Genomic DNA, 24,506 nt, shown 5'->3' on the forward strand with positions numbered 1-24,506 from the left:
CAACTCGGTAGACAAAATTCAACTTCCGATTAAATTTCGCATCCACTTCTTACTTCTTACGCGATAAAAGCTCCCAACCCACTTCACGACCTCTTCACTTAAAAACAACAAGTAGATCCATTCAGGGCTTGCATTAAGGTAAAGTGCAGCAAAAGCAGCAAGCGGAATACCAACAACCCATTGGGCAATTAGGTCCTGACCTAGGCAGAACTTCACATCTCCACCAGCTCGCAATACACCAACAATCGCTACCATAGGAATTGAACGAAGTACGATACCCAAACTCAAAATCAGCATAAATTCTTCAACAAGAACTCGCGTCTCGTCCGTTAGAGCACTAAACGAATTGAGAATCGGAATTTGCAGCAGATACAACAAGCCAGACATAAATATCGCGGTGATAAAGTTAGCACCAATCACACCAATAGCTTGGTAATAAACCGCTTCATAATTTCGCGCACCAAGCTGGTTACCGATTAATACTGCAGCCGCGTTAGACAACCCTATCAGCAGACTCAGTGAAATCGATTCGACCGGAGTCATTACAGATAGCGCAGCAAGGCCTTGCACACCTGTTTGTCCCATTATCGCGTGATAAACGAATAACCCGCCAGACCATGCAAGGAAGTTGAACGTAGTTGGCAGCGATAATTTTAAGAACCTAACCACATTGCTCAGCTCGACCACTTTGCAAAGGTCTTCATAGCGGAACGCCAACAGGTGTTTCTTGCTGTAAAGATAACCGTAGAGGCACGCGACTTCTATTGCACCACTTAGCACCGTTGCAATAGCCGCCCCCTTAATACCCAAAGCCGGAACGCCTAACTTGCCGAAGATGAAAACCCAGTTAAGTAATACGTTCGAGCCAATACCAATCGCACTAAAAAAGGTACTGATCCCCGGTTTGTGCATCGCTCGAAGCCCGACAGCCATACTGTTAGCGCTGGCAATGGCAAACATACTTACGGAAGTAATCACCAAATACTGGCTGCCAAGTTCGTTGACCATGTCTGAATCTGTCGTCAACGCCATAATGTCGTGCGGGAAAATGACAAACAGGGCGACCGTAAACAAAGCAAATATCATCGACATTAGCCACGTCAAAGCTGTGCTGCTTCTCAATCCATCGCGATCACCAGCCCCCCAGAATTGCGCAGAAAGCAAAGCGCCACCCGCTGAGATACCAATCAACATAATGGTGGAGACAAATGTAGCTCGCGCAGCAACGCCAACGGCAGCAATTTCCGCTTCGCCTAACTGACCAAGCATTAATACATCGACCAATCCACGGCTCGAAAGCAGCAACATTTGCAAGCTGATAGGAAGCGCTATCGCAATTAAGCGACGCAAGAAATCTCCTTTTGTATGGAGCAGAACTTGGGATAACAGAGACAAACGACACCCCTAGAGACAAAGGATTGATAGAAAGAGAAAAAGTAAGCGGCTATTATACTCATTAGTGCATAATCTAACCAACATAAAGCAAGGATAATGAATGAAAAAAGTACTCGTGCTTGGCGCATCTGGCTATGTTGGTTCACAGCTATTACCCTTACTGCTCAACGAAGGCTATGAAGTTACCGCCGCGGCTCGGCACATTGACTACTTACAAGCACGAGTCACGCCCCATCCAAAACTGACCATCACCTATCTCGACCTCGCTGATAAAAAGGCAACGATGGACTTGATTCCACAGTTTGATCTGGTGTTCTTCTTAGTTCATGGCATGGCTCAGGGTCATGACTTTGCAGAGTATGAACTCTCTTTAGCTAATAATTTCAAACAGGCGCTGGATATCAGTCAGGTAAAGCACGTAATTTATCTCAGTGCACTTCAGCCACAAACTGGGAACTCAGAACACTTAAAAGCACGCCAGCAGACGGGTGAAATACTGAGAAAAAGCCATGTATCAGTTACAGAACTGCGTGCTGGAGTCATTATTGGGCCGGGTTCTGCCGCTTTTGAAATCATGCGCGATTTCGTTTATAACCTACCCGTTCTTATCACACCGAAATGGGTGGATTCAAAAGCCAACCCGATTGCATTGGAAAATTTGAATCACTACCTGCTGCAACTTGCCAAAGAACAACCGACTTCGCATCAGCTTTATCAAGCCGGAGGCCCAGATATTCTCTCCTATCGAGAGCAGTTTCAGGTCATTTGTGACCTCGCAAACAAACCGTTTCGCTTATGGTCAACATCACTGCTTACCCCGCAAATGGCCTCTTACTGGTTAGGAGTTGTTACTTCTGTTCCTTCTAACATTGGCCGTGCTCTGCTTGCAGGTTTAGAACATGACTACATAGCGGAATCAGATCAGCTAACTGCGCTTTACCCACAAACCCTGATTCCCTATCGTGATGCGGTTCGAAGCACTATCGAGCATGAAGGGACATTTGTTCGCAGCAAGGTTTGGGGCTTTGAGCCTAACGCATTAAAGAGATGGCAACCGGGTTTTGGCTATTATCCAAAACAGGCTGGCGCAACAATAGAAACAGATTTAACCAACCGCGAACTATGGAAAATCATTAAAACCATCGGCAGTAAAGATGAAGGTTACTTCTTTGCTAACGCTCTTTGGCGTACCAGAGAATGGCTGGACATATTCTTTGGTGGTGGGCGCCCAGTTCGACGCAGCCCCGAAGGTCCAGAGCTCAAAGTTGGAGACTATATTGATTCATGGAAAGTCATACGCTGTGAAACAAATGAATTTCTATCGCTGTTTTTCGGTATGAAAGGCCCCGGTTTAGGGCGATTAGAATTCACCATTAAAGGCCATGGTGACAAGCGCGAACTGAACGTTACCGCTTGGTGGCATCCTCAAGGTTTTCTCGGCCTCATGTACTGGTTTGTCATGATGCCTGCACACCTGTTTATCTTTAACGGGATGGTTAAAGCAATAGTCAGGAAAGCCCATAGTCAGAAAAGCAAAAGATAAGCCATAACTGAAGTTTAAAAAAGGCTCCGCGATTTCTCACAGAGCCTTTTCATAACACGATAGTAAGCCGTTATTCAGCTTTGAATGACAACGGAATTTCAGCCAGTTGTTTGCCCTGATTAGCAGGAAAAACAAGATATTCGCCGTGATATTTCACGTTCGACTTATAGTCTGTTTGCTTATGAACCATAAATCCGGCTGCGCTTGCCATTTCAACAAACTGAGCATGATTACCACGCACAAACCAGTTCATCGGCTTCACCATGAGTTCACCATCAAAGCAAGATTCGCACTGCACTGAACATAAAGCTAACGAGTTTTGACCGTCGGTAAAGATCTGTACTTTACCGGCACCAACAAGAGGCTCAGAAGTAGACACTTCCCAATCCGCCTGCTCCATTTGGTCTAAAAACGCTTCAATCTTTTTATCTGTGATGACGTTATTTGATTCACTTTCAAAGAAGCTTTTATAAAAAGCAGAGATACGTTTGAAAGTAAACAGCAGCTCTGACTGATTGCCTTTAGAGCGTCCAGCCTTTAGCCAACGCGTTAAATCATCGACTACGCAACGATCAAAGCGCTGTGCTTTAATCGCTTTAGACACCCAGTGAACAAGAAAATGGTTGTTGGCAACTGGCGCATTAACCAGCTTCCCAGATTCATGCTCAGCGGCTAATTCACTCAGTGCTGAGTTAACGACATTTTGAATTTCTAAGTAATATTCTGACACTATGCTTTTCTTCCTAATGTCCAATAGAAGGTTGCTGAAAGTACTGAACAGGCTGACATCACCAATATCATTGGCCATGCCACACCGCTAGGCATTGCTGCTACTATTGCACCAATCACCGAACCGGTACCAAATCTTAACGTTCCCGCTAATGACGATGCCGTACCCGCCATTCTTGGATAACGGCTCAATAATAGCGCCATAGAGTTACTGCCGATGGTTGAGATCGTACCCACAAACATCACCACAAATGGCACTGTACCCCACAGTCCCCAGTTCATCAGCCAGCTGATGAAAAGGCCAAAGCCCGCCATTAACTGAATAGATAAACCAAAACGTAGCATGGCATGAGAACCGACTTTCTTGACGAAACGTCCGTTAAGGCTGGTCATTGCAATCATAGCGACAATGTTAAGACCAAACAGATAACCGAACTCACTTGGGCTAACGCCATACAAATCAATATAAACGAATGAGCCTGCGGTCAGGAAAGCAAACATACCGGCAAACGAGAACGCACCAGAGAAAATCAGCCCCATCGCAAAGCCAGCACGGCACAGCTGCACATAGTTGCGAATGGTACTACGGAAATGCAGAGGTTGACGATTCTCGGCTGAAAGCGTTTCTGGAATTTTCCATAACACCATAGCAATAACAACTAAGGCAAAGCTTGCCAATACCCAGAATATCGAACGCCAACCAAACCACACCGCTAAGTGACCACCAATCATAGGTGCCGCTAACGGTGCCAAAGTGATAACTAGAGTGACGAATGACATCGCACGTGCGAAATCTTCGCGATCATACATGTCTCGTACAACCGCCTGAATCACTACCGCAGCCGCAGCACCAGCAAAGCCTTGCGCAGTACGAACGTAAGTTAATGCATCAATACCATTGGTAGTCGCACTCACAATAGAAGCGATAGCAAATAAGGCTATCCCCACTAGCATCACAGGTCGGCGACCATAACTGTCGGCCAATGGACCATGAAGTAACTGGCCAATAGCAAAACCAGCGGTGTAAGCAGTCAGCGTAATTTGCACCGCACCCGCGCTCACACCTAAATCTTTGGCAATCGCAGGCATAGCTGGCAGATACATATCAATAGCAAGAGGCGTCAAGGCGCCTATCGCTCCTAATACGATAAACATTACAAAGCTGATTTTGGCGGCGTCACTAGCGGGCGACGTAGTATTCGAAGTCATAAATCTCCGTTCGATGTTAGAACCAGTGCATCACGTGAATGACGCACTCAATAATAGCTTAAAGGAAGGACACGAAGTCCAAGCTACGAGAACTGTGTGGAATGTTTTCTTGTAGAGGAAGCAGAGGCTTCCTCATGATTCACTTGTATGACAAAAGTAAACAAGTAAATCCGCAATTACTTCCAGATTGAAGCAACTTCTTCTTCGGTAAGATAGCGATACTCGCCAGGCTCTAATGACTCATCCAGAACGATGTTACCTACTCGTTCACGGTGAAGCCCCACCACCTTATTACCTAGCGCTGCAAACATTCGTTTCACTTGGTGATACTTGCCTTCATGAATAGTCAGCAGTACCTGCTTCTCATCAATCACTTCCATTTGTGCAGGAAGTGTCAACTCGCGTTCATTACGTAGCTCAATGCCTGTTGCGAACTTCTCTTGATAGTCAGGCTGGATAGGATCATCAAGCCAGACACGGTATAATTTGTCACATTTGTGTTTTGGTGAAGTAATACGGTGCGACCATTGACCATCGTCAGTAATAAGCACTAAGCCCGTCGTATCGACATCCAATCGCCCTGCAAAATGCAAGTCACGCATATTCACTTCATCAAGCAGAACAAAAGCTGTGTGGTTGAAACCGTCTTCGTGCGAGCAAACATAACCTTGTGGCTTGTAAAGCATGATATAACGCGGACCACTGATTCTGATTTCGCGACCTTGCCACTCAACGTCCGATTGTTCAGTAACCTTAAATGAACCAACCTTCTGAACTTCACCATCAACGGTGACTTCGCCACTTTTAAGAATTTGAGTCGACTCTTTACGCGTTGTTCCTAGCGCGTCACACAAAAATTTATCTAAACGCATGAATACCTCATCTGCTTGAAGTCGGGTATTATACGCAAGTCACTCAAATTAGTTGAGCTATTTCACAGAATTATTCGCCCAATTGCATGTATACACTTCGCCCATACCAAGCAGACTCAGTTAAAGCTGTTATTCACTACTTTCGCAAGCATTCCACGCCAGCAGTTATAGTGCTGCCAACGGGTGCGGGCAAAAGCTTGGTGATTGCAGAACTGGCAAGATTAGCGAAAGGTCGTGTTCTGGTACTCGCCCACGTAAAAGAGCTGGTTGAGCAAAACCATGCAAAGTATGAAGGCTATGGTTTAACCGGTTCGATTTTCTCGGCGGGCTTGGGGCGAAAAGAAACCGATCAACAAGTGGTGTTTGCGTCCGTGCAATCTGTGGTGCGTAATTTGGATTCGTTTAAAAACCAGTTTTCCCTAATGGTTATTGATGAGTGCCACCGCGTTCCTGACGATAAGAACAGCAGCTATCAGAAAGTGATTGCTCATCTTCTAGAGCTAAATCCGGGAATGAAGGTGCTAGGTTTAACGGCAACCCCTTATCGATTAGGTATGGGCTGGATTTATCAGTACCACACTCGCGGACTGGTGCGTAGCGAAGAGCCACGTTTCTTCCGCGACTGCATCTTCGAGTTGCCTATTCAGTATTTACTGGATGAGGGATTTTTAACTCACGCCCGCTTAATTGACGCGCCAGTTCTCAGCTATGACTTTTCACAGCTCAAACCCGCTAATACTGGACGATATAAAGAATCTGAACTGGATTTGGTCATCGAACAGTCCAAGCGAGCAACACCGCAGATTGTGGCTCAAATTATCGAGCTTTCCAAAGACAAACAGGGAGTGATGGTTTTTGCTGCCACCGTACGTCATGCGCAAGAGATCTTGGGATTATTGCCTGAAGAACATTCAGCATTAGTAATTGGTGACACCCCTTCTCCAGAACGTGACCGTATCATTCAGGCATTTAAACAGCGCGAAATTAAGTATCTGGTTAATGTTTCAGTGCTGACAACAGGGTTTGACGCACCACACGTAGACTTGATTGCCATTCTGAGACCGACAGAATCCGTCAGTTTGTATCAACAAATTGTTGGGCGTGGGCTTCGTTTATCTGAAGGCAAAAATGAGTGTCTCGTGCTCGACTATGCTGGTAACACCTACGATCTTTATCAACCCGAAGTTGGCGACCCTAAGCCCGACTCCAGCAGCGAAATTATCACTATTCCCTGCCCCGCTTGCGGATTCAACAACAACTTTTGGGGCAAGCTTGACGCAAACGGCTTTCTCATTGAACACTATGGACGAAAATGCCAAGGCTACTTCACCGATGAAGAAACCAATGAGCGCGAACATTGTGGATACCGTTTCAGAGCCAAGTACTGCGGCGAGTGTGGTGCAGATAACGATATCGCTGCGCGCATCTGCCACGAGTGTGATGCCACATTAGTCGACCCAGACAAAAAGCTTAAAGAAGCGTTGAACCTCAAAGATGCGTTGGTTTTCGAATGTTTAAACATGGATTTGAGCGTTCATAAAGATGATAAAGGCAAGTCGCAGCTGAGAGTGACTTATATTGGTGACAACAATGCTCAAGTTCATGAATTTTGGGCATTGACCACACCCAAACAAAAAGCCGTGTTTAAAGAACGCTTTGTTCGCCCACATTTGGCAGACAGACACCGTCCTTTCGAGGAAGCTTCGCCGTCAAAAGTGGTTGATAATCAACATCGCTTCCGTCCGCCACAGTTTGTGATCGCCCGAAAATCTGGCCGCTTCTGGAAAATGCGCGACAAAATATTCGCAGATGAGCTAGTGTAGCTTCTAGATCTTTCAGGACGATTGAATTCACATCCTATTCATATTGCGATTTTTATACTGCACCAATCATGACGTAACGGACGCTTCACATGCTTAATTCAAAACTCCATACCGCTACTTTGATTGCTCTTCTAACGGGCTTTTGTTCTGCAGGTGTAACCTCACTGGCCTTTGCCGAACAACCTGTGCTTAACGACCCCATTCAAGATACCTACAAAGAAGGGACTCAAGTCAAAATCGACGAAGATCAGGATGAAGTGTACGCCGCGGTACAGAAAGGACTGATCAAACCCTTTTCAGAACTGTACGCAGCTATAGACAATGAACTTTATGGTCGCCTTATTAAAGTCGAGCTTGAAGAAGATGACGATGAATGGATCTACGATTTAAAATTAGTTCATGAAGATAAAGTGATACGTGTTGAATACAACGCGACAACTCTTGAGCTAATGTCTATCAAAGGCAGAGACGTGCTTAGCATAATAAAAAACCGAGACGCACAATGAAGATTCTTGTAGTTGAAGACGACCAAAAACTCAGTGAACAAATTACAACTGCACTAGAGGACGCTGGCTGGGTGCCAGAAGCTTCTTATGAAGGCGAAGACGCACTATACAGAGCAACGACCGAAGAGTGGGACTGTATCGTTCTTGACTTGGGTCTGCCTAAGCTAGACGGTATCTCGGTACTAAACAACCTGCGCGATCAGCAAATCAATACACCTGTTATCATTCTCAGCGCCCGCGACACACTCACTCAACGCGTCGAAGGTTTAAATGCAGGTGCGGACGATTACCTAACCAAACCCTTTGAACTGGTTGAACTGATTGCGCGAATTCGTTCTCAGTTACGCCGAGCTTCCGGTAACGCATCACCGGTTTTACAAGTTGGAAACTTAAGTCTCGACACCAGAAGTTCTGTTGTTATGTGGAAAGACCAGCCGTTAAACCTCACTGCATTGGAATACAAAGTGATCGCTTATTTCATGCATAATCCGGATAAAGTCATCTCACGAACTGAATTGGTTGAACACATCTACAAACAAGATTTCGACCGCGACTCCAACACAATAGAAGTGTTCATTGGCCGAATTCGCAAAAAAGTAGCGCCAGATGTCATCAAAACAGTGAGAGGTTTGGGGTATCAATTGCATGCCCAATAAACACTTTTCGTTAAGATACTCTCCGTTAAAACACCTTAGTATTAAAAACCGCTTACTGCTGGCTGCGATCCTTTGGCTGAGCGCCATGATACTAGCAGCCGGTTATCTTATCCCTAGCATGGTAAAAGACTACTTAGTTGAAGATGCCCAAAGTCAGTTGCGACTTTCAATGGATGAACTCACCGCTAATTTGGAAGCAGATAGTAACGGCAGACTTAGTCTTAGCCGACGTCTTTCCGACCCCAGATTCAACCAACCCTACAGCGGTGTTTATTGGTCTATGACGATTGGTGAGAACAGTAGCGAAAACTCAATTCGCTCCAGATCACTCTGGGACAAAACATTAGTTAAAGAGCAACACGGGCACAAAACCCTTTATAAGGGAGCAAAAGACGAAAATTTAGTTGTTCTCACTCAAAGCATCTATTTGCCTGAGTATTCTCGTCCAATACAAATCATCGTTGGTATGGATGAGTCGCCAATTCAAGAGACTCTCAAACAAGTCATTGGTCAGCTTTGGATCATTCTTGCCCTGCTCTTTTCCGGCGTACTGATACTGATTAGCGCACAGATTTCTTGGTCGTTATGGCCGCTTGGAAAAATGCAAAAAGAACTCGCTTTGCTGCGCAAAGGTGAACAGTCCAGTCTCAATGAAAATTATCCAAAAGAAGTTTACCCGCTGGTAAAAGATCTCAACGCACTGCTGTTCCACTATCAAGAACTACTAGAGCGAGCACGTAATCATGCGGGAAATTTATCTCATGCTTTGAAAACTCCACTTTCCGTGCTTAAAAACGAAGTGGCAAAACTGAGTGATGAACAAAAGCAGGCATTGCAAGAACCTATCGAACAAATCCAGCAACACATTGATTACCATCTGGGTCGCGCGCGCATGGCAGGCGCTGCAAATATACTTGCAGTGAAAACCTTACCCAGCGAACGAGTGGATGCCATCTCAATGGCTTTTGATAAAGTTTATGCAGCGCGAGAAATCACCTTAGCCAACGAGTTGGACTCCAATCTTTGTGTGGCGGTAGAACCGACAGACTTCGATGAAATGATCGGTAACTTGCTCGAAAACAGTTACAAATGGGCAAACTCACTCATACGGGTTTACAGCGTTGCTGAAGGTAAAGAGCGGATCAATATCTGTATTGAAGATGATGGTGCGGGTATCAGTGAAGAAGATATAGAGCATGCAATAAAGCGCGGAATTCGCTTAGATGAAACCGTACCGGGAACAGGTTTAGGACTCAATATTGTTAGCGAAATGGCACACAGCTACCGAGGGAAATTGACTCTCTCTCAAGGGCAATTAGGCGGCTTAAAAGCAACCTTAACGCTACCTGTACCAACCACGTGATGAATCCTTGCACAATAAGGGATTCATCTGGATAAGATTCACCTCAGTAGCGACTTTTTTATTGCTACATCTCTGATTGAATGATAGTATCCGCGCTCGTTTTGATAGACATACTTGATTTATCAAACGTTATTACAACACAAGGTCGCATTGTGTTGTGCATCCAATTTTTACTAATTTTGAGAGTAAATACTATGAAATTTGAAGCAGTAGTACGTACTGAACTAGGTAAAGGTGCGAGCCGCCGCCTACGTCACGCTGGCCTATTCCCTGCTATCGTTTACGGTGGTGAGGCAGCGCCTGTATCAATCACTCTAAACCACGACGAAATCATTAACCAAATGGACAAGCCTGAGTTCTACGAAGGTATCGTTCTAGTGATTGATGGTGCTGAAGTTAAGGTTAAGCCACAAGACGTACAACGTCACGTGTTTAAGCCAAAAGTTGAGCACATGGACTTCATCCGTATCTAATTCCCTACCAAGGAATTAGCTGGATAGAATCCACCTTTTGCATATATAAGATAAATCAGCCTTACCATCTGATAAGTCTAAAAATTCGAAACCCCGATGCTACCAACATCGGGGTTTCACCGTTTTAAAAGCCTCATCTTTCCATCAACCTAAAAAATGCTGATCAAATCACAATGGGTTTGATTCAACCAGCTTGCTCATTGTTACTGATGGTCAAGCTAATGACTGGATAGAACGTAAAACGCTACATATGTTCTCGAATGTAGGTCGAGCCATGATTTCAGGCTCCAGACAATTCTCAACCAATGCATCTAATTTCTTTCGAACTTCTGCATCTAGCTCATCACAGCGAGCTATCAACTCTTCCAACAAACATCCGAACGCTCTTGCCTCTAAACGCTGCAGCTTCGCCGCCTGATAAGATTCTTCTGCATCAAAAAAGGAAGCTGCACCATAATCACTTAGCAGAGCCTCGCCCGATGGCGTTGTCAGTATGTTATGAGCATACAAATCACCATGCATTACACCTTGTTGATGAAGATGATTTACAGCGTCTGCAATAGCGCCTACAACTTTAAACAACGCTGAAGAGGAAAACTGCTTGTCTGAGGAATAAACATCACGTGTACAAGATTCAAGACTTGGCGGCTGAGCCAAGTTATTAAACTCATCAGGGATAAGTTCCATTACAAGGCCATCTGTACCGGAAGGATGATGCTGAATACGTCCAAGAGTCTGCGTTAAAGCATAATGTTGGCCAGCTTTCATGGTTGTGGCCATCTCGCACATTGGCAAACCGTCACTTGTCATTGCACCTTTAAACAGTTTAACGGCAACCGGATGGCTCACCTCTTCACGTGACAAACTAGCACGATAGATCAAGCCTGATGCACCTTCGCCGAGCAACTCATTCATATCTAGATGATGCCAATTAATGCCCGTCATCGAGTTTTCTAAAGCTTGTTTTTCCAAACGCTCTGAAAAAGGATTTCCGGCATAAGCTAGCCAAGCTAACTTGGGCAAAGTGAATATCCACTCAGGCAGAACTTCAAGCTGGTTCGCTGACATGCGGATCAATTCCAAACGATGGCAGAGAGCCAAAGATTCAGGCAACGAGGAAAGCTGGTTTCCCGCTAACATCAGTTTCTGCAGCCTAGAACATTGCCCAATATTGTCAGGCAGGGATTGAACACGATTATCTGTCAAAATAAGCCAACGCAACTGAACGGGTAAAGAGGCGGCGGGTACATCTGTAATCTGATTGGATTTAAAGCCCACCATACTTAGTGAGTTGCATCGTCCTAGTACTTCGGGTAATTGTGTAAATTGATTCTGTGAACAAAAAATAACTTTGAGATTGGTGAGTTGTTCCAGATCATCTGGAAGTGACGAGAGTTGATTTCCCGTCAGGTCAAGAATCTCTAACGTATCCGACAAAGAGAAAATTTCGCGAGGAAACTCAGTTAAACCGCAGGATAGCTTCAGTCGACGAAGGCCTTGTAACTCTCCAGAGCGTAATTGTTCAAGTGTATGCATTATCAACCCAATCAAATAGAAACACTCAGTAGCGGCGTCCCTAAATTCAAAAAAAGGCTGGATTATAACTTAATAGCTTTGGTTACGTAACACGAAGCGAGCCATCGTAGAAAGCAAGAACAATAGAGTGACTTTATAGCCATCTAGCCTCCATCAGACAGCGGTTCCACTATTTTTTCGCAGGCTAATACCTTCCCATACCGTGAAATATCCCTCCGAACACAGCCATTAGAACTGAAAAAATCAAACTCAAAATAATGAAGGCTGGAATTGAAGCGATGGCAAACTTCACCATAAAAATCACCATAGACATGAATGGCATTTTAATATCGACAACCGTCACTTCCTGTTTACCGTTTTCTTGAGACATAGCACTTTCCTTGCAATTAAAAATCAGTGGTTACGTTAACGTAATCAGTTTAGTAGTTCTTTGATATAACTACGATTTTCATTTCAACAAGTGGCCTATCTAAAATCAATCAGCCACATACACTCTCAGCTAAGTTAATCATGCTTTTTTCTTAAGCTCAGTGTATAACTCTCTATACATGTAAAAGGTAAGTATTACTGAGAGACCTGAGTCGTGAAAATAACCGAATTAAAACCCGATCCCCTTGTTTGCCCTTTGTGTGGAAAACCCAACGCCTGTATAAACTTAGGCGCACTAGATATCAAGAAATCCTGTTGGTGTAACGACCCAACGATCACCTTTCCCGAAGAGTTGCTTTCACAAATCCCACCTGAAATGAGACGAAAAGCCTGCGTGTGCAAAACTTGTGTCTTGAACTTTCATGCCTCACAAAAATCACTATAGCCCTTTTCTTTTTCCCTTAAAAAACAATCTATTTTAGTCAATGTTAATTTATCACCTATGCTTATCTACTGAAGTGTCACGTTGTTAAAAAGCGCGCACTTGTCTGTTTTCAATTTGGAATAGCGACTTTAACGTTACACCTGTTTTCCAAGACGTTTGTCACCACTCATCGCTCTGGCTTATTCCTTGCTTAGACAACTATATACCGAGCCACACAACTAGGTTCAGGTATAGAAGTAGTTAACTTCAACTAAGCCTTAACAGGAAGTTAAAAGGCAACCACCTCTGATTCGGCACACCATAACTGGCAGTACTGATCACGTGTTCACTGTTGGTTGCCATAAAGGACGGAACTCCCATGGATAAATTAACTAAAAACTACAACTCCGAATTGTTCTTTGATGAACTCATTGATAGCCAAGGTAAACCTCGTCAATCGGCTTCGCAACTACTGACCTATTTAGAATCATTGCCTGCTGAAGAGCTTGAAAAACGTCGGCTTACAGCTGAGACCACCATTCAGGAAATGGGGATCAGTTTTACGGTTTACACCGAAGAGGGAAATATTGACCGAGCTTGGCCCTTCGACATTATACCTCGCACTATTGATGCCAAAGACTGGCAGGTCGCTGAGAAAGGGTTAAAGCAAAGACTTACCGCTCTCAACCGCTTTATTGATGACCTTTATCACGATCAAAAGTGCATTAAAGACGGCATTATTCCCAAGCATATTATTGAAGAATCGAAAAACTTCCGACCTGAGTGCATCGGAGTGTCGCCCGCTTTTGGTGTGTGGGCACACATTTGTGGCACCGATTTGGTGCGTGCCGACGATGGTCAGTTCTATGTGCTTGAAGATAACCTGCGTGTTCCTTCAGGTGTATCGTATATGCTCGAAAACCGTGCAATCACCAAACGAGTTCTTCCTGAGTTATTTGAAAACGACGATATTCTTCCTGTCGACTCATACACGTCAAGACTGTTTGATATGTTGGCAGCCCTTTCACCACGTGCAATTGAGCATCCAGAAATTGTCGTTCTGACACCGGGTATCTATAACTCAGCTTATTTCGAACACGCGTTCTTAGCTCAGCAAATGGGTGTAGAACTGGTTGAAGGTGGCGATTTATATGTCGATACCGACGACTGTGTTTATATGAAAACCATCTACGGACCAGAACGCGTTGACGTTATCTACCGTCGTATTGATGACTGGTTTATTGACCCTGAAGTGTTCCATCCTGATTCTATGCTTGGCGTTCCCGGATTAATGCGCGCTTGGAAAGCGGGTAACGTGGCTTTGGCTAACGCGCCAGGCGCTGGCGTTGCCGATGACAAAGTGGTTTACGCCTATGTGCCCGATCTGATTCGTTATTATCTGGATGAGGAACCAATTCTACCGAACGTAGAAACTTTCTTGTGCGAAGATGAAGAACAGCGTGCTTACGTGTTAGCTAACTTAGATAAGCTAGTAGTAAAACCAGCCAACGAATCCGGCGGTTACGGTATGCTTGTTGGTCCTCACTCTACAGAAGAAGAGCGAGTTCTTTTTGCAGACTTAATACAAAAGAACCCACGAAACTATATAGCGCAACCAACCCTGAAACTCTCCACGGCGCCGACCTTGGTTGACACCAACTGTATCGAACCTCGTCATTTGGATTTGCGTCCATTCATTTTGCAAAGCAACAAAATCTATGTCACCACAGGCGGACTTACTCGCGTTGCATTGAAGAAAGGATCCCTTGTCGTTAACTCGTCACAAGGCGGTGGTAGTAAAGACACATGGATTGTTAAGTCAAAAGGAGAGTAACAATGTTATCAAGAGTTGCTGAGCGCCTTTACTGGAGTGCGCGTTATTTGGAGCGAGTCGAGAACATTGCTCGCCTATTAAATGTTTACGATGAACTGCTGTATGACTTACCAAGAGACATTCGAATTTCTTGGTACAACCTTATCGAGATCAACGGCAGCGTTATTGATTACACCAGCAAATACAAAGATCACGGCGAACGTAACGTGGTGAAGTATTTGCTTTCTGACATGGATAACCCAAGCTCCCTACTTGCCTCGCTCAATATGGTGCGCGAAAACATTCGTACCTCTCGTGATGTAGTACCAGAGGAGATGTGGGAGCAGATCAACGAGCTAAACATCTACGCTAAAAAACACATTCAGCTAGGCATCAACCGCTCTGATCGCCACGTCTACCTGAACGACATCATTGAAGGTTGCCAAAAAGTGATTGGGCTTCTTGCTAACGCGATGCGTCGCGACGCAGGCTGGAGCTTTATTATCTTAGGTCGCTACTTAGAGCGCGCGGATATGAATACGCGCATTTTGGACTCTGCTGTGTCGATCATGAACCAATCAAGTGAAGAAGAGCGTCTTCATCTTGAGCAAGTTTTGTGGTCAAAAGTTCTCAAATCTCAGAGTGCCTATCTCAACTATCGCAGAACGATGCGTGCATCGGTCACTGGCGAAGATGCAGCGACTTTCTTGCTGATGGATGAGTTCTTCCCTCGCTCGCAAACATTTTGCTTAACGCAAATCAAAATAGCCGCCGAAGCGCTACCAAGTGCGGAAGAAGTGGTTGTTGAAGTTAATCGTCTACTGCAAAACACCAAAGGTGTCGACAGCGCAAAAGAGCTTAATATCGAATTCAGTAACTATCTCAATGACGTCCAGTTAGCCATTATCGATCTGCATAGCCAGATCCGAGAGACTTGGTTTCACTTCCGCCACGGAGAAGCTGCATGACCATTCGCGTAGCGATATTGCATAAAACAACTTATGAGTTTGACCGCGATGTGAATGTTTCTCCGCATGTGTTGCGCCTTCGACCGGCGCCACACTCGCGCACGCACATTCATGGATATTCACTCAAGGTGTTACCTGAAAAGCACTTTATCAACTGGCAACAAGATGCGTTTGGCAACTATCAGGCACGTCTAGTGTTCCCAGAAAAAATGCGCAAGCTGCAATTTGAAGTGGAGGTTATCGCCGACATGACGGTGATTAACCCCTTCGATTTCTTTATTGAAGAGTACGCCGAAACATATCCGTTCAAATACGACAGCCTACTCGAAGAAGAGCTGGCTCCGTATTTGAAACACGATGAACCAAACGCACTACTCTCGGCATGGCTTAAAGATGTCGACCGAAGCGAAACGCCAATTGTGAGTTTTCTTTCTAAACTCAATAGCCAGCTTTCACAACAAATTGAATACGGTATTCGTTTAGAACCCGGCATTCAGAGTGCCGAAGAGACACTTACGCTTAGAAAAGGCTCTTGCCGCGATACTGCTTGGCTACTTATTGAAGTGCTGCGTAATCTCGGTTTAGCTGCTCGCTTTGCTTCTGGCTATTTAGTGCAGCTTACCGCCGATGTGAAAGCCTTGGATGGTCCTTCTGGTCCTGAGCAAGATTTTACAGACCTGCACGCATGGTGCGAAGTCTACCTTCCGGGTGCAGGTTGGGTGGGATTAGACCCTACCAGTGGTTTGTTTGCTGGTGAGGGACACATTCCTCTAGCTTGTACCGCAGACCCAGCATCTGCCGCACCGATTACCGGTATGGTTGATGAGTGTGAATGCGAATTTAGCTACACCAACACGGTTATTCGTATTCACGAAGACCCTCGTGTCACAAAGCCTTACAGCGAAGATGAGTGGGAAAACATCAAAGCATTAGGGAATGCCGTTGATAAGGTTTTAGAAGAAGAAGATGTTCGCCTAACCATGGGCGGTGAACCCACGTTCGTCTCTATTGATGATATGGATTCTGAGCAGTGGAACACTGGCGCTTTGGGTGCTGATAAGCTTCGCCTCTCCAAAGATTTATTACTTAAACTCAAAGACAAGTTCGGCTCAGATGGTTTGCTCCACTACGGTCAGGGCAAATGGTATCCGGGTGAAGAGTTACCTCGTTGGGCGCTAGGTTACTTCTGGCGTACCGACGGTGAAGCGCTATGGAGCCACCCACAACTACTTGCCCGTGTCGATAAAGACTATCAACACAACTTGCAAGATGCTCAGCGCTTTGGTGAAACCTTGTGTCAGCAGCTTTTCCTAGACAGTAAGTATCTGCAACCGGCTTATGAAGATTCACTCTACTATTTGTGGCTTGAGCGCTCTTTACCCGATTCAGTGAATCCGAAAAAAGCATCCCTTAAAGACGATTTAGAACGCAGACGTTTAGCGAAACTGCTCACCCGAGGACTCGATACGTCAACGGGTTATGTGCTACCACTGAGCTACTTTAATGGTCAGTGGCAAAGCTCTCTGTGGCCAATGCGCAGTGATGTCATTACTTTGATTCCCGGCGATAGCCCGATGGGTTTCCGTTTGCCTCTCAACTCACTTCCACCAATCAGTCAGGAAGAGATTGTTCCCGAGCGTGACCCGTTTGAACAAAGAGAAGCGCTGCCCGTTTACTCGTTTACCGAATCGGTAAACCAAACTCAAAGTGGTCAGCACCAAACTCAGGTAGAGCAAAAGCAGACAATAACTAAAGCCGTTATTCATACGGCCCTTTGTATCGAGCCAAGAGAGGGTCGCTTACACCTGTTTTTGCCGCCAATGACTTCCTTGGAACACTATGTGTCTCTGATGCATTTCATTGAAGTGACAGCGCTTGAGCTATCAATGCCAGTTGTGATTGAAGGTTATGAGCCGCCAAAAGACTACCGCTTACAAAAACTACTGATCACGCCTGACCCGGGTGTTATCGAGGTCAACATACATCCGGCTCATAGTTGGAAAGAGCTGGTCTACAACACCGAAACGCTTTACGAACAGGCTCACCTATGCCGCTTAGGTACAGAGAAGTTCATGCTCGACGGGCGACACACAGGTACAGGTGGTGGTAACCACATCACATTAGGTGGAGCCACACCCGCTGACAGTCCAATGCTGCGTAAACCAGATTTATTACGTAGCTTTGTTAATTACTGGCAGCATCATCCGGGTTTGTCTTATCTGTTTTCAGGGATGTTTATCGGTCCAACCAGCCAAGCACCTCGCCCTGATGAAGGCAGAGATGAAGCGCTGTACGAAATGGAAATTGCGTTCCAGAACATGCCTGAAGGCTTAGTCGATCAGCCTTGGCTCGTCGACCGACTGATGCGTAACCTACTGGTTGATATTACGGGTAACACACATCGCTCAGAATTTTGTATCGACAAGCTCTACGCTGCTGGCAGTAGTAGTGGACGTCTCGGGATTCTTGAGTTTCGTGGGTTTGAAATGCCGCCACACGCCAGAATGTCGTTAGTTCAAACGCTTTTATTGCGCTGTCTGGTTGCTCGATTCTGGAAAGATCCTTATCACAAACCTCTGATTCGTTGGGGTACATCCCTACACGACAAATTTATGATGCCACACTACGTATGGCAGGACATAAAAGAGGTGGTGGAAGATCTGCAACGTCACGGCTATCCATTCAAACTGGAATGGCTTGCACCTTTTGAAGAGTTCCGCTTCCCGCATTATGGTCGCCAACAAATTGATGATATGGAGCTAGAACTGCGCTGGGCAATCGAACCTTGGCATGTATTGGGTGAAGAAATTACCCATTCAGGAACCGCGAGGTATGTGGATTCCTCAGTGGAAAGATTGCAAGTGCGCCTTACTGGCTTAACTGAAGGTCGCTATTTGCTTGCCTGTAACGGACGCCGCGTACCTTTACGCGCTACTGGGCGTAAAGGTGAATATATTGCGGCTGTCAGATACCGTGCTTGGTCGCCACCTTCGGCGTTACACCCGACACTGGGTGTCGATGCGCCACTGGTGTTTGACATTATCGACACTTGGAATGGTTTATCGATTGGCGGTTGTACTTACCATGTTAGCCATGCCGGTGGTCGTACGTACGAAACACTTCCAGTGAACAGTAATGAAGCGGAAGCTCGTCGAGTGAACCGATTCTGGGATCACGGTTTTACGCAAGGTCCTCTCGAAGTGAAACCAGAGTTCAATGCACTGCGTCAGTTTTACGAACACACCGATGTTCCAAGACCTATGTCTCCGCCAAATGAAGAGATTTGCCGTGAATACCCACACACCCTTGATTTGAGAAAGCGTAATTTTGAGGTGAAAGCGCGGTATTCCAAATAGCACTGATATTCATACACTCAAGTATTAAAAACGAAAACGCGAGCCAGTAAAATGGCTCGCGCGAATATTTAAGCTAATGTGTATACTTAACGTCCTGTTACGTGAGGTAGTCATAAGAAAACATGATGCAACAATCCAGACCTGACCAGTCGACCAATTCAACCGAGCAAGGATCGATGGAAACATCGGTCCTTGTTAGCCCTTATCCAGCGTCTTCTTACGCATTCGATGAAGTGTATGATGAGCAGCGTGTACCGCGCGCGCACTGGAAACCTTTGCTTGAACATCTGAATAAACTGGATGTTGATGGTCTGGATGATCGCCACCAAAGAGCGCAGCGCATTTTGCGTGACGATGGCGCAACTTACGATTTAAAAAATGACCCACTGACACCCGATGTATGGGCATTAGATGTCATTCCTAACCTGATCCATTGGCAGGAATGGCAGAAGCTGGAGAAAGGACTAGTTCAACGTTCTAATCTCTATGACCTCATTTTGAAAGATATCTACGGTGAACAAAATCTGATTAAGGACGGTATTATCCCGTCTGAAATCATATTCAGTCATCCCGGATTTCTGCGCGCTTGCCACGGTATCAAAATGCCTGGCGACAAGCAGCTAATCCTGCACTCCGTCGATTTGGTGCGTGACACCCAAGGCAACCATATTGTTATTGGTGATCATACACAAGCACCTTCGGGAGTCGGTTATGCTTTAGAAAACCGCACTGTTATTTCGCGTGTTATGCCGAGCATTTTCCGTCAAGGTAATGTGAGACGTCTATCCGCGTTCTTCCACACTCTGCGCAATACTCTTTCGCATCTAGCCAGTCACAAATCCGATTCACCACTAATCGTTGTGCTCACTCCGGGTGCCTATAGCAGCACCTACTTTGAGCACGCTTATTTGGCAAACTATTTAGGTTACCCGCTTGTTCAGGGTGGTGACTTAACCGTGCGTAACGGTAAAGTATGGCTAAAATCCCTTAATGGCTTATCACAAGTAGATGTTATTTTACGTCGACTCGATGATGCCTATTGCGACCAAGCTGAGCTTAATGCTGACTCACTGCTTGGCGTTCCCGGATTATTGGAAGTGGCACGTGCGGGTAACGTTATTTTAGCAAACCCACTCGGTGGCGGGGTTCTGGAAGCTCCTGCCCTTTATGCCTTCTTACCTAAGATTTGCCAGTATTTACTGGGCGAGCAACTTCTCATCCCAACGGTGAACACGTGGTGGTGTGGTGACAAACAGAGCCTTAGCTATATCAAAGAAAATCTCGGACAGCTGATTATCAAACCGGCGTGCCGCAGCATGGGTCAGCCAACGATTTACGGACACTGTTTATCAGAAGAAGACCGAGTCAAAACGCTAGCCATGATTGAAAAACGTCCATACATGTATGTTGCTCAAAGCTATGTACCGGGCTCAATGTTACCTATCTGGTCAGAACAACACATCCAAGCCAGACCGAGTTTATTAAAAGCATTTACAGTTGCGGATAAAGACCACTACACCGTCATGCCTGGTGGATTAACTCGCGTAGCAGAATCCACTGAAGATTACATAGTCACAAAGCTTTCAGGCTCACGCAGTAAAGACACCTGGATACTGTCGAACTCGCCAGATCTTTCTCACCAATCACTGTTTGATAAGTCGCTTGATGTGGCGCAGCAAACCAGTATGCCTAGCCGTGTTGTCGAGAACTTGTTCTGGTTCGGACGTTACGCCGAGCGTGCGGAGATTAGCCTGCGTTTAATGAGGACCGTGTTTAAACAGCTCAATGGTCTGGAGTCATTGGTGCCTGAAAGCCGAGATATTTTGCTCGAAGCGATTTCCCATCAAACACACTGCTTACCTGGCTTTACAACCGGAGATGCGGCTCTGTTTGAAAATCCAAACAAAGAACTCGCCGATTTGGTCACTAATGGTAACCGCGTAGGAAGCATTAAAGCGAACTTACAGTCATTGCTTGCTTGCGGTGAACAAGTGAAAGAAATGCTCTCTGCGGATACTCGCGTAATATTAAACGAGCTTCGCGACCATATCGCCAAAGTCGATCGTGCCTATGAGTTTGGCTTACCTGCGATCCCTGAAGAGTCGTTAGATGGTTTAGTTACCACATTGCTCGCTCTTTCAGGCTTGAACCATGAAAGTATGTTAAGAGGTCAGGATTGGGTGTTCCAACAAATTGGTCGCCGAACTGAACGAGCACTGCAAACGGCGAACCTACTGCAATCAACGCTGACAAAACCTTTGGTTGGGCTTGCTCAACAACAAGTATTGGAATCGGTTCTTTTAAGTATGGAAGCGTTGATCTCCTTCCGTCGCAGATACCGCACACGTGCGAGAGTAGCCTTTGGTCTCGATCTCTTAATGGTGGATACCACTAACCCAAGAGCGTTGGTTTACCAGTTAGAAAGACTGCGTGAATTCCTCAATGTGTTACCGCGTCACCAAAATTACATTCCGGGTGGACTCACACAAGAGAGTCGTTTGATCATTCAAACTCTAACGGACATCCAGCTAACTGATTTGGAAGAGTTGGCGCAAATTGATGACGAAACAGAAACTCGTCTACAACTGTCGCAGTTGATGGCTAAAGTTACCGAGCAATTGGAAAAATTCACTTCGCTTATCAGCGATAAGTATTTCGACCACACTGCGGGACCGCAACAGTTGATCAAACCGAAATGGAAATTGGACGTATGAAGTACCGCGTGCGACACACCACCACCTATGAATACAGTGCACCTGTAACCTTGTGCTATAACATGGCGCATCTTTTACCGAGAGATACTGAGCGTCAACGCTGTCTTAACCGACGAATACAGGTACACCCGACACCAATATATCAACGTGAAGGCAAGGATTACTTCGGCAATTCTACTTTCTATTTTGCAATTCAAGAGCCGCACAAAAAACTCACTATCGATGTTGTGAGTTATTTCGACATCAGCACACCGAGTTGGTCTGGCGAAGCAGAACAGCACCCGTTAACGTGTGGTGAACTTCGCGCATTGATCAATAATGCCGATAGCACTGAGTTAAGAATGGCTAAAGAATACTGTTTGGATTCGGAGCAAATCCTATGCTCAGACACCTTGCGCGATTACGCTCTACCCTTTTTTTCAGACAATCAACCGGTACTCGCCGCCGCAAAAGCGTTTACGCACCACATATTCTCTGAATTCAAGTTTGACCCAACAGCAACAGATGTAACGACGCCAGCAGAAGAGGTGTTGAAGGAAAAACGCGGTGTTTGTCAGGACTTTGCACACTTAGCCATTGGGTGTTTGCGTTCGGTCGGTATACCTGCACGCTATATGAGTGGTTACATCGAAACACTTCCCCCCCCAGGGCAAGAGAAGTTAATCGGTGCAGATGCCTCACACGCTTGGTTCGCAATTTTTGTACCCGAATTAGGCTGGGTAGAATTTGATCCAACCAACAATTTGATACCTTCAGAGCAACACATCGTCACAGGTTGGGGGCGAGATTATGCAGATGTTACACCACTGCAGGGTGTTATTTTCGACGGCGGAGACTCACAATCTTTAAGTGTTGCTGTTGATGTTTCAAGGCTGGCTTAGGCGCAAAATGTTATAGACATAAAAGACCACACTATGTGGTCTTTTTTAACTTGGTCATTGCGTTCTTGTTTAAGCGAAACGAATACAAAGCATCAGATTATTCAACCCTAAGTCAGTGTAAGTTACTCAGTTACACTTTGAATTGACTTACCTGACCATCCAACTTGCCACCTTGCTCACGCAAGAGAGTAAGTGCTCGTTGTGCTTGTTCAACAATATCAACGATGGCTCTGCTGCTGTCAGCTATACCTTGAACATTACTATTCACTTCATCACTTACAGTGCTTTGTTGACTTGCTGCAGTTGCGATATGGGTATTCATCTCGTTCATTAGAGATATTGCGTTTAAAATTTCAGACAAAGCGTGACTAGCTTTTCCTGCCTGAATGATTGTATTGTCACCACTCTTCGTACTACTTGCCATAGCTTCAACTGCCTGCTCTGCTCCTACTTGCAGTCTTTCAATCATTGCTTGTATTTCGCCAGTACTCTGCTGAGTTCTGCTGGCTAATGAACGTACTTCATCAGCCACAACTGCAAAACCTCGCCCTTGTTCACCTGCTCGAGCTGCCTCAATCGCTGCATTAAGCGCTAATAAGTTAGTTTGCTCAGCAATCCCTTGAATTACATCTACAACAGAAGCGATGTTGCTAACATCTCTGTCTAAATTGTTGATAACCGTGCTTGCACGCCCAATCTCGTTAGCAAGTTGCCGGATTGAATCCACTGAAGATTCAAGAATTACATTGGTGTTCAACAGTTCCTGATTCGCAATTTGGCTAGCGTTGGCAGCCTCCTGAGCATTGTCACTGACACTTCGACTGGTAGTTTGCATTTCATGGACAGCTGCTGCGACTACTTCACTATCCTTCTGTTGATGCGTGGTTGAATTCTCGATATTAGAGGTTAGGGTTTGTAGGTTGCCTATCTCTCTTTGAAGTGCATTGCTGCTTTCCACCACTTGCGCCACCGTAGTTTGAATCTTAGAAACAAACAAGTTAAATGAACCCGCTAACTGACCAATTTCATCTTTTGAATTAACTTCGATACGTTGTCGTAAATCACCATCACCAGTAGCAATTTGCTCCATAGCTTTATGAATGCTTTTGACTGGCGTCACAATAGTTCTCACAAGCAGTAGCACCATCGCAAGTGCAGCAATAGAAACCACAGCTGTACCGCCCTTAATAACGAGATCAGCAAGATGAGCCGCAGTTGCGATGTCTTTTTCTAACTCAGATTGCTTGGATTCCATCGCTCCTTTAACAACATTTAACTGAACACGAACAGCGGAAAAAAGCTCATCGAATTCTTTGCTATTTTGTTCGTAATATCGCTCCCAATTGACTGGTTGTTGCTTAACCATGGCTTCATAACTTGTTAGCCACTTTTCTCCCAATTTAATTAGGTGTTGAACCTCTGATTGGTAGGCTACAGGCATAATTCCCTGATCAACGAGTTCCACAGACTTACGCATTCTCGGTATGGCTTTATAAGCATTTTCTTTGAACTCAAATAGATGATGTTCTATCTCGGTTTGATTGTCGGCTAGAGCTAGTCCCTGTATGGCACTTGTCGCCTGATATAAATCTCGGTAGGCATCTTCTAGAACAAAGAGATTTGGGATCACCTTTTCGTTTAAAGTATCCGTTAAAACTGACTGTTTCGATGAAGTTAAAACAATCACAGTTGAAGTAGATACGAGCAACAAAACGATAAACGTAAGAGGTAGGATTAACTTTTGCTTCAGTGTAAGGTTCTTGAACATGTAGGTGTCCTTATAATTATCTAATATATTTCAAAAAACTATACCAAACACCATATTTATAATGACCAAGCCATAATGCATTCATATGCAAATAATTGAGTCAGAAAT

Annotated in this window: 19 protein-coding genes; 12 read left to right on the forward strand and 7 right to left on the reverse strand. The window is 45.2% G+C overall.

Annotated elements, in window-relative coordinates; all coding sequences use genetic code 11:
- Positions 1-18 precede the first annotated feature (18 nt).
- Positions 19-1,395, reverse strand: a complete 1,377-nt coding sequence (locus HKI82_RS07425; RefSeq protein ID WP_240956670.1) for an MATE family efflux transporter — start codon at positions 1,393-1,395, stop codon at positions 19-21.
- 100 nt (positions 1,396-1,495) lie between these two features.
- On the opposite strand from HKI82_RS07425, the gene HKI82_RS07430 reads away from it, so the two are divergent.
- Positions 1,496-2,938 carry a DUF2867 domain-containing protein gene (locus tag HKI82_RS07430; protein ID WP_171137639.1) on the forward strand — a complete coding sequence of 481 codons (1,443 nt, stop codon included), beginning with the start codon at positions 1,496-1,498 and terminating at the stop codon, positions 2,936-2,938.
- A 70-nt stretch (positions 2,939-3,008) separates the two neighbouring features.
- On the opposite strand, the gene HKI82_RS07435 is transcribed toward HKI82_RS07430, so the two are convergent.
- From HKI82_RS07435 to rsuA, 3 genes are all read right to left on the reverse strand, one after another.
- Positions 3,009-3,668, reverse strand: a complete 660-nt coding sequence (locus HKI82_RS07435) for a DUF2913 family protein (RefSeq protein ID WP_171137640.1) — start codon at positions 3,666-3,668, stop codon at positions 3,009-3,011.
- Complete coding sequence (locus tag HKI82_RS07440) at positions 3,668-4,876, reverse strand: Bcr/CflA family multidrug efflux MFS transporter (protein ID WP_102941752.1); 1,209 nt, start codon at positions 4,874-4,876, stop codon at positions 3,668-3,670. The genes HKI82_RS07435 and HKI82_RS07440 overlap by 1 nt, the downstream gene beginning before the upstream one ends.
- Positions 4,877-5,052: 176 nt before the next feature.
- Positions 5,053-5,748, reverse strand: a complete 696-nt coding sequence (rsuA, locus tag HKI82_RS07445) for a 16S rRNA pseudouridine(516) synthase RsuA (RefSeq protein WP_042487786.1) — start codon at positions 5,746-5,748, stop codon at positions 5,053-5,055.
- A gap of 86 nt (positions 5,749-5,834) precedes the next feature.
- Here rsuA and radD point away from each other — a divergent pair, with 86 nt between their 5' ends.
- The 5 genes from radD (at position 5,835) to rplY (ending at position 10,569) form a co-directional block, all read left to right on the forward strand.
- A complete protein-coding gene (gene radD, locus HKI82_RS07450; RefSeq protein ID WP_171137641.1) occupies positions 5,835-7,571 on the forward strand; it encodes a DNA repair helicase RadD in 1,737 nt (578 codons plus the stop codon).
- Positions 7,572-7,660: 89 nt separating this feature from the next.
- Positions 7,661-8,077, forward strand: coding sequence for a PepSY domain-containing protein (locus HKI82_RS07455; RefSeq protein ID WP_102986005.1), 417 nt, complete (start codon positions 7,661-7,663; stop codon positions 8,075-8,077).
- Positions 8,074-8,733, forward strand: a complete 660-nt coding sequence (locus HKI82_RS07460; RefSeq protein WP_171137642.1) for a response regulator transcription factor — start codon at positions 8,074-8,076, stop codon at positions 8,731-8,733. Before HKI82_RS07455 ends, HKI82_RS07460 begins: the two co-directional genes overlap by 4 nt.
- Positions 8,723-10,096 (forward strand): ATP-binding protein, encoded by a 1,374-nt coding sequence (locus HKI82_RS07465; protein WP_171137643.1) that lies wholly within the window; start codon positions 8,723-8,725, stop codon positions 10,094-10,096. The genes HKI82_RS07460 and HKI82_RS07465 overlap by 11 nt, the downstream gene beginning before the upstream one ends.
- Before the next feature lie 194 nt (positions 10,097-10,290).
- Positions 10,291-10,569 (forward strand): 50S ribosomal protein L25, encoded by a 279-nt coding sequence (gene rplY, locus HKI82_RS07470; protein ID WP_042487803.1) that lies wholly within the window; start codon positions 10,291-10,293, stop codon positions 10,567-10,569.
- 213 nt (positions 10,570-10,782) lie between these two features.
- Here rplY and HKI82_RS07475 read toward each other — a convergent pair whose 3' ends face one another.
- Together HKI82_RS07475 and HKI82_RS07480 are read right to left on the reverse strand one after the other, a co-directional pair.
- The gene (locus HKI82_RS07475; protein ID WP_171137644.1) at positions 10,783-12,105 is read right to left on the reverse strand and encodes a leucine-rich repeat-containing protein kinase family protein; all 1,323 of its coding nucleotides are present in this window, start codon (positions 12,103-12,105) and stop codon (positions 10,783-10,785) included.
- 184 nt (positions 12,106-12,289) lie between these two features.
- On the reverse strand, positions 12,290-12,475 hold the full coding sequence (locus HKI82_RS07480; protein WP_102941746.1) for a hypothetical protein: 186 nt from the start codon (positions 12,473-12,475) through the stop codon (positions 12,290-12,292).
- Positions 12,476-12,688: 213 nt separating this feature from the next.
- Here HKI82_RS07480 and HKI82_RS07485 point away from each other — a divergent pair, with 213 nt between their 5' ends.
- The 6 genes from HKI82_RS07485 (at position 12,689) to HKI82_RS07510 (ending at position 22,630) form a co-directional block, all read left to right on the forward strand.
- Entirely contained in the window at positions 12,689-12,919 is a 231-nt protein-coding gene (locus tag HKI82_RS07485) for a cysteine-rich CWC family protein (RefSeq protein ID WP_102941745.1), read from the forward strand.
- Positions 12,920-13,277: 358 nt separating this feature from the next.
- Positions 13,278-14,732 (forward strand): circularly permuted type 2 ATP-grasp protein, encoded by a 1,455-nt coding sequence (locus HKI82_RS07490; RefSeq protein ID WP_102941744.1) that lies wholly within the window; start codon positions 13,278-13,280, stop codon positions 14,730-14,732.
- 2 nt (positions 14,733-14,734) lie between these two features.
- Positions 14,735-15,679: an alpha-E domain-containing protein gene (locus tag HKI82_RS07495; RefSeq protein WP_112403969.1), complete on the forward strand. Its 945-nt coding sequence runs from the start codon at positions 14,735-14,737 to the stop codon at positions 15,677-15,679.
- A complete protein-coding gene (locus HKI82_RS07500) occupies positions 15,676-19,035 on the forward strand; it encodes a transglutaminase family protein (RefSeq protein ID WP_171137645.1) in 3,360 nt (1,119 codons plus the stop codon). The genes HKI82_RS07495 and HKI82_RS07500 overlap by 4 nt, the downstream gene beginning before the upstream one ends.
- Positions 19,036-19,160: 125 nt before the next feature.
- On the forward strand, positions 19,161-21,749 hold the full coding sequence (locus HKI82_RS07505) for a circularly permuted type 2 ATP-grasp protein (protein ID WP_240956671.1): 2,589 nt from the start codon (positions 19,161-19,163) through the stop codon (positions 21,747-21,749).
- On the forward strand, positions 21,746-22,630 hold the full coding sequence (locus HKI82_RS07510; RefSeq protein ID WP_171137646.1) for a transglutaminase family protein: 885 nt from the start codon (positions 21,746-21,748) through the stop codon (positions 22,628-22,630). The genes HKI82_RS07505 and HKI82_RS07510 overlap by 4 nt, the downstream gene beginning before the upstream one ends.
- A 130-nt stretch (positions 22,631-22,760) precedes the next feature.
- Here the strand turns inward: HKI82_RS07510 and HKI82_RS07515 are convergent, their stop codons facing one another.
- The gene (locus HKI82_RS07515) at positions 22,761-24,398 is read right to left on the reverse strand and encodes a methyl-accepting chemotaxis protein (protein ID WP_171137647.1); all 1,638 of its coding nucleotides are present in this window, start codon (positions 24,396-24,398) and stop codon (positions 22,761-22,763) included.
- Positions 24,399-24,506: the final 108 nt, after the last annotated feature.

The sequence above is a fragment of the Vibrio plantisponsor genome, assembly GCF_013041605.1.
Classification (GTDB): Bacteria; Pseudomonadota; Gammaproteobacteria; order Enterobacterales; family Vibrionaceae; genus Vibrio; species Vibrio plantisponsor.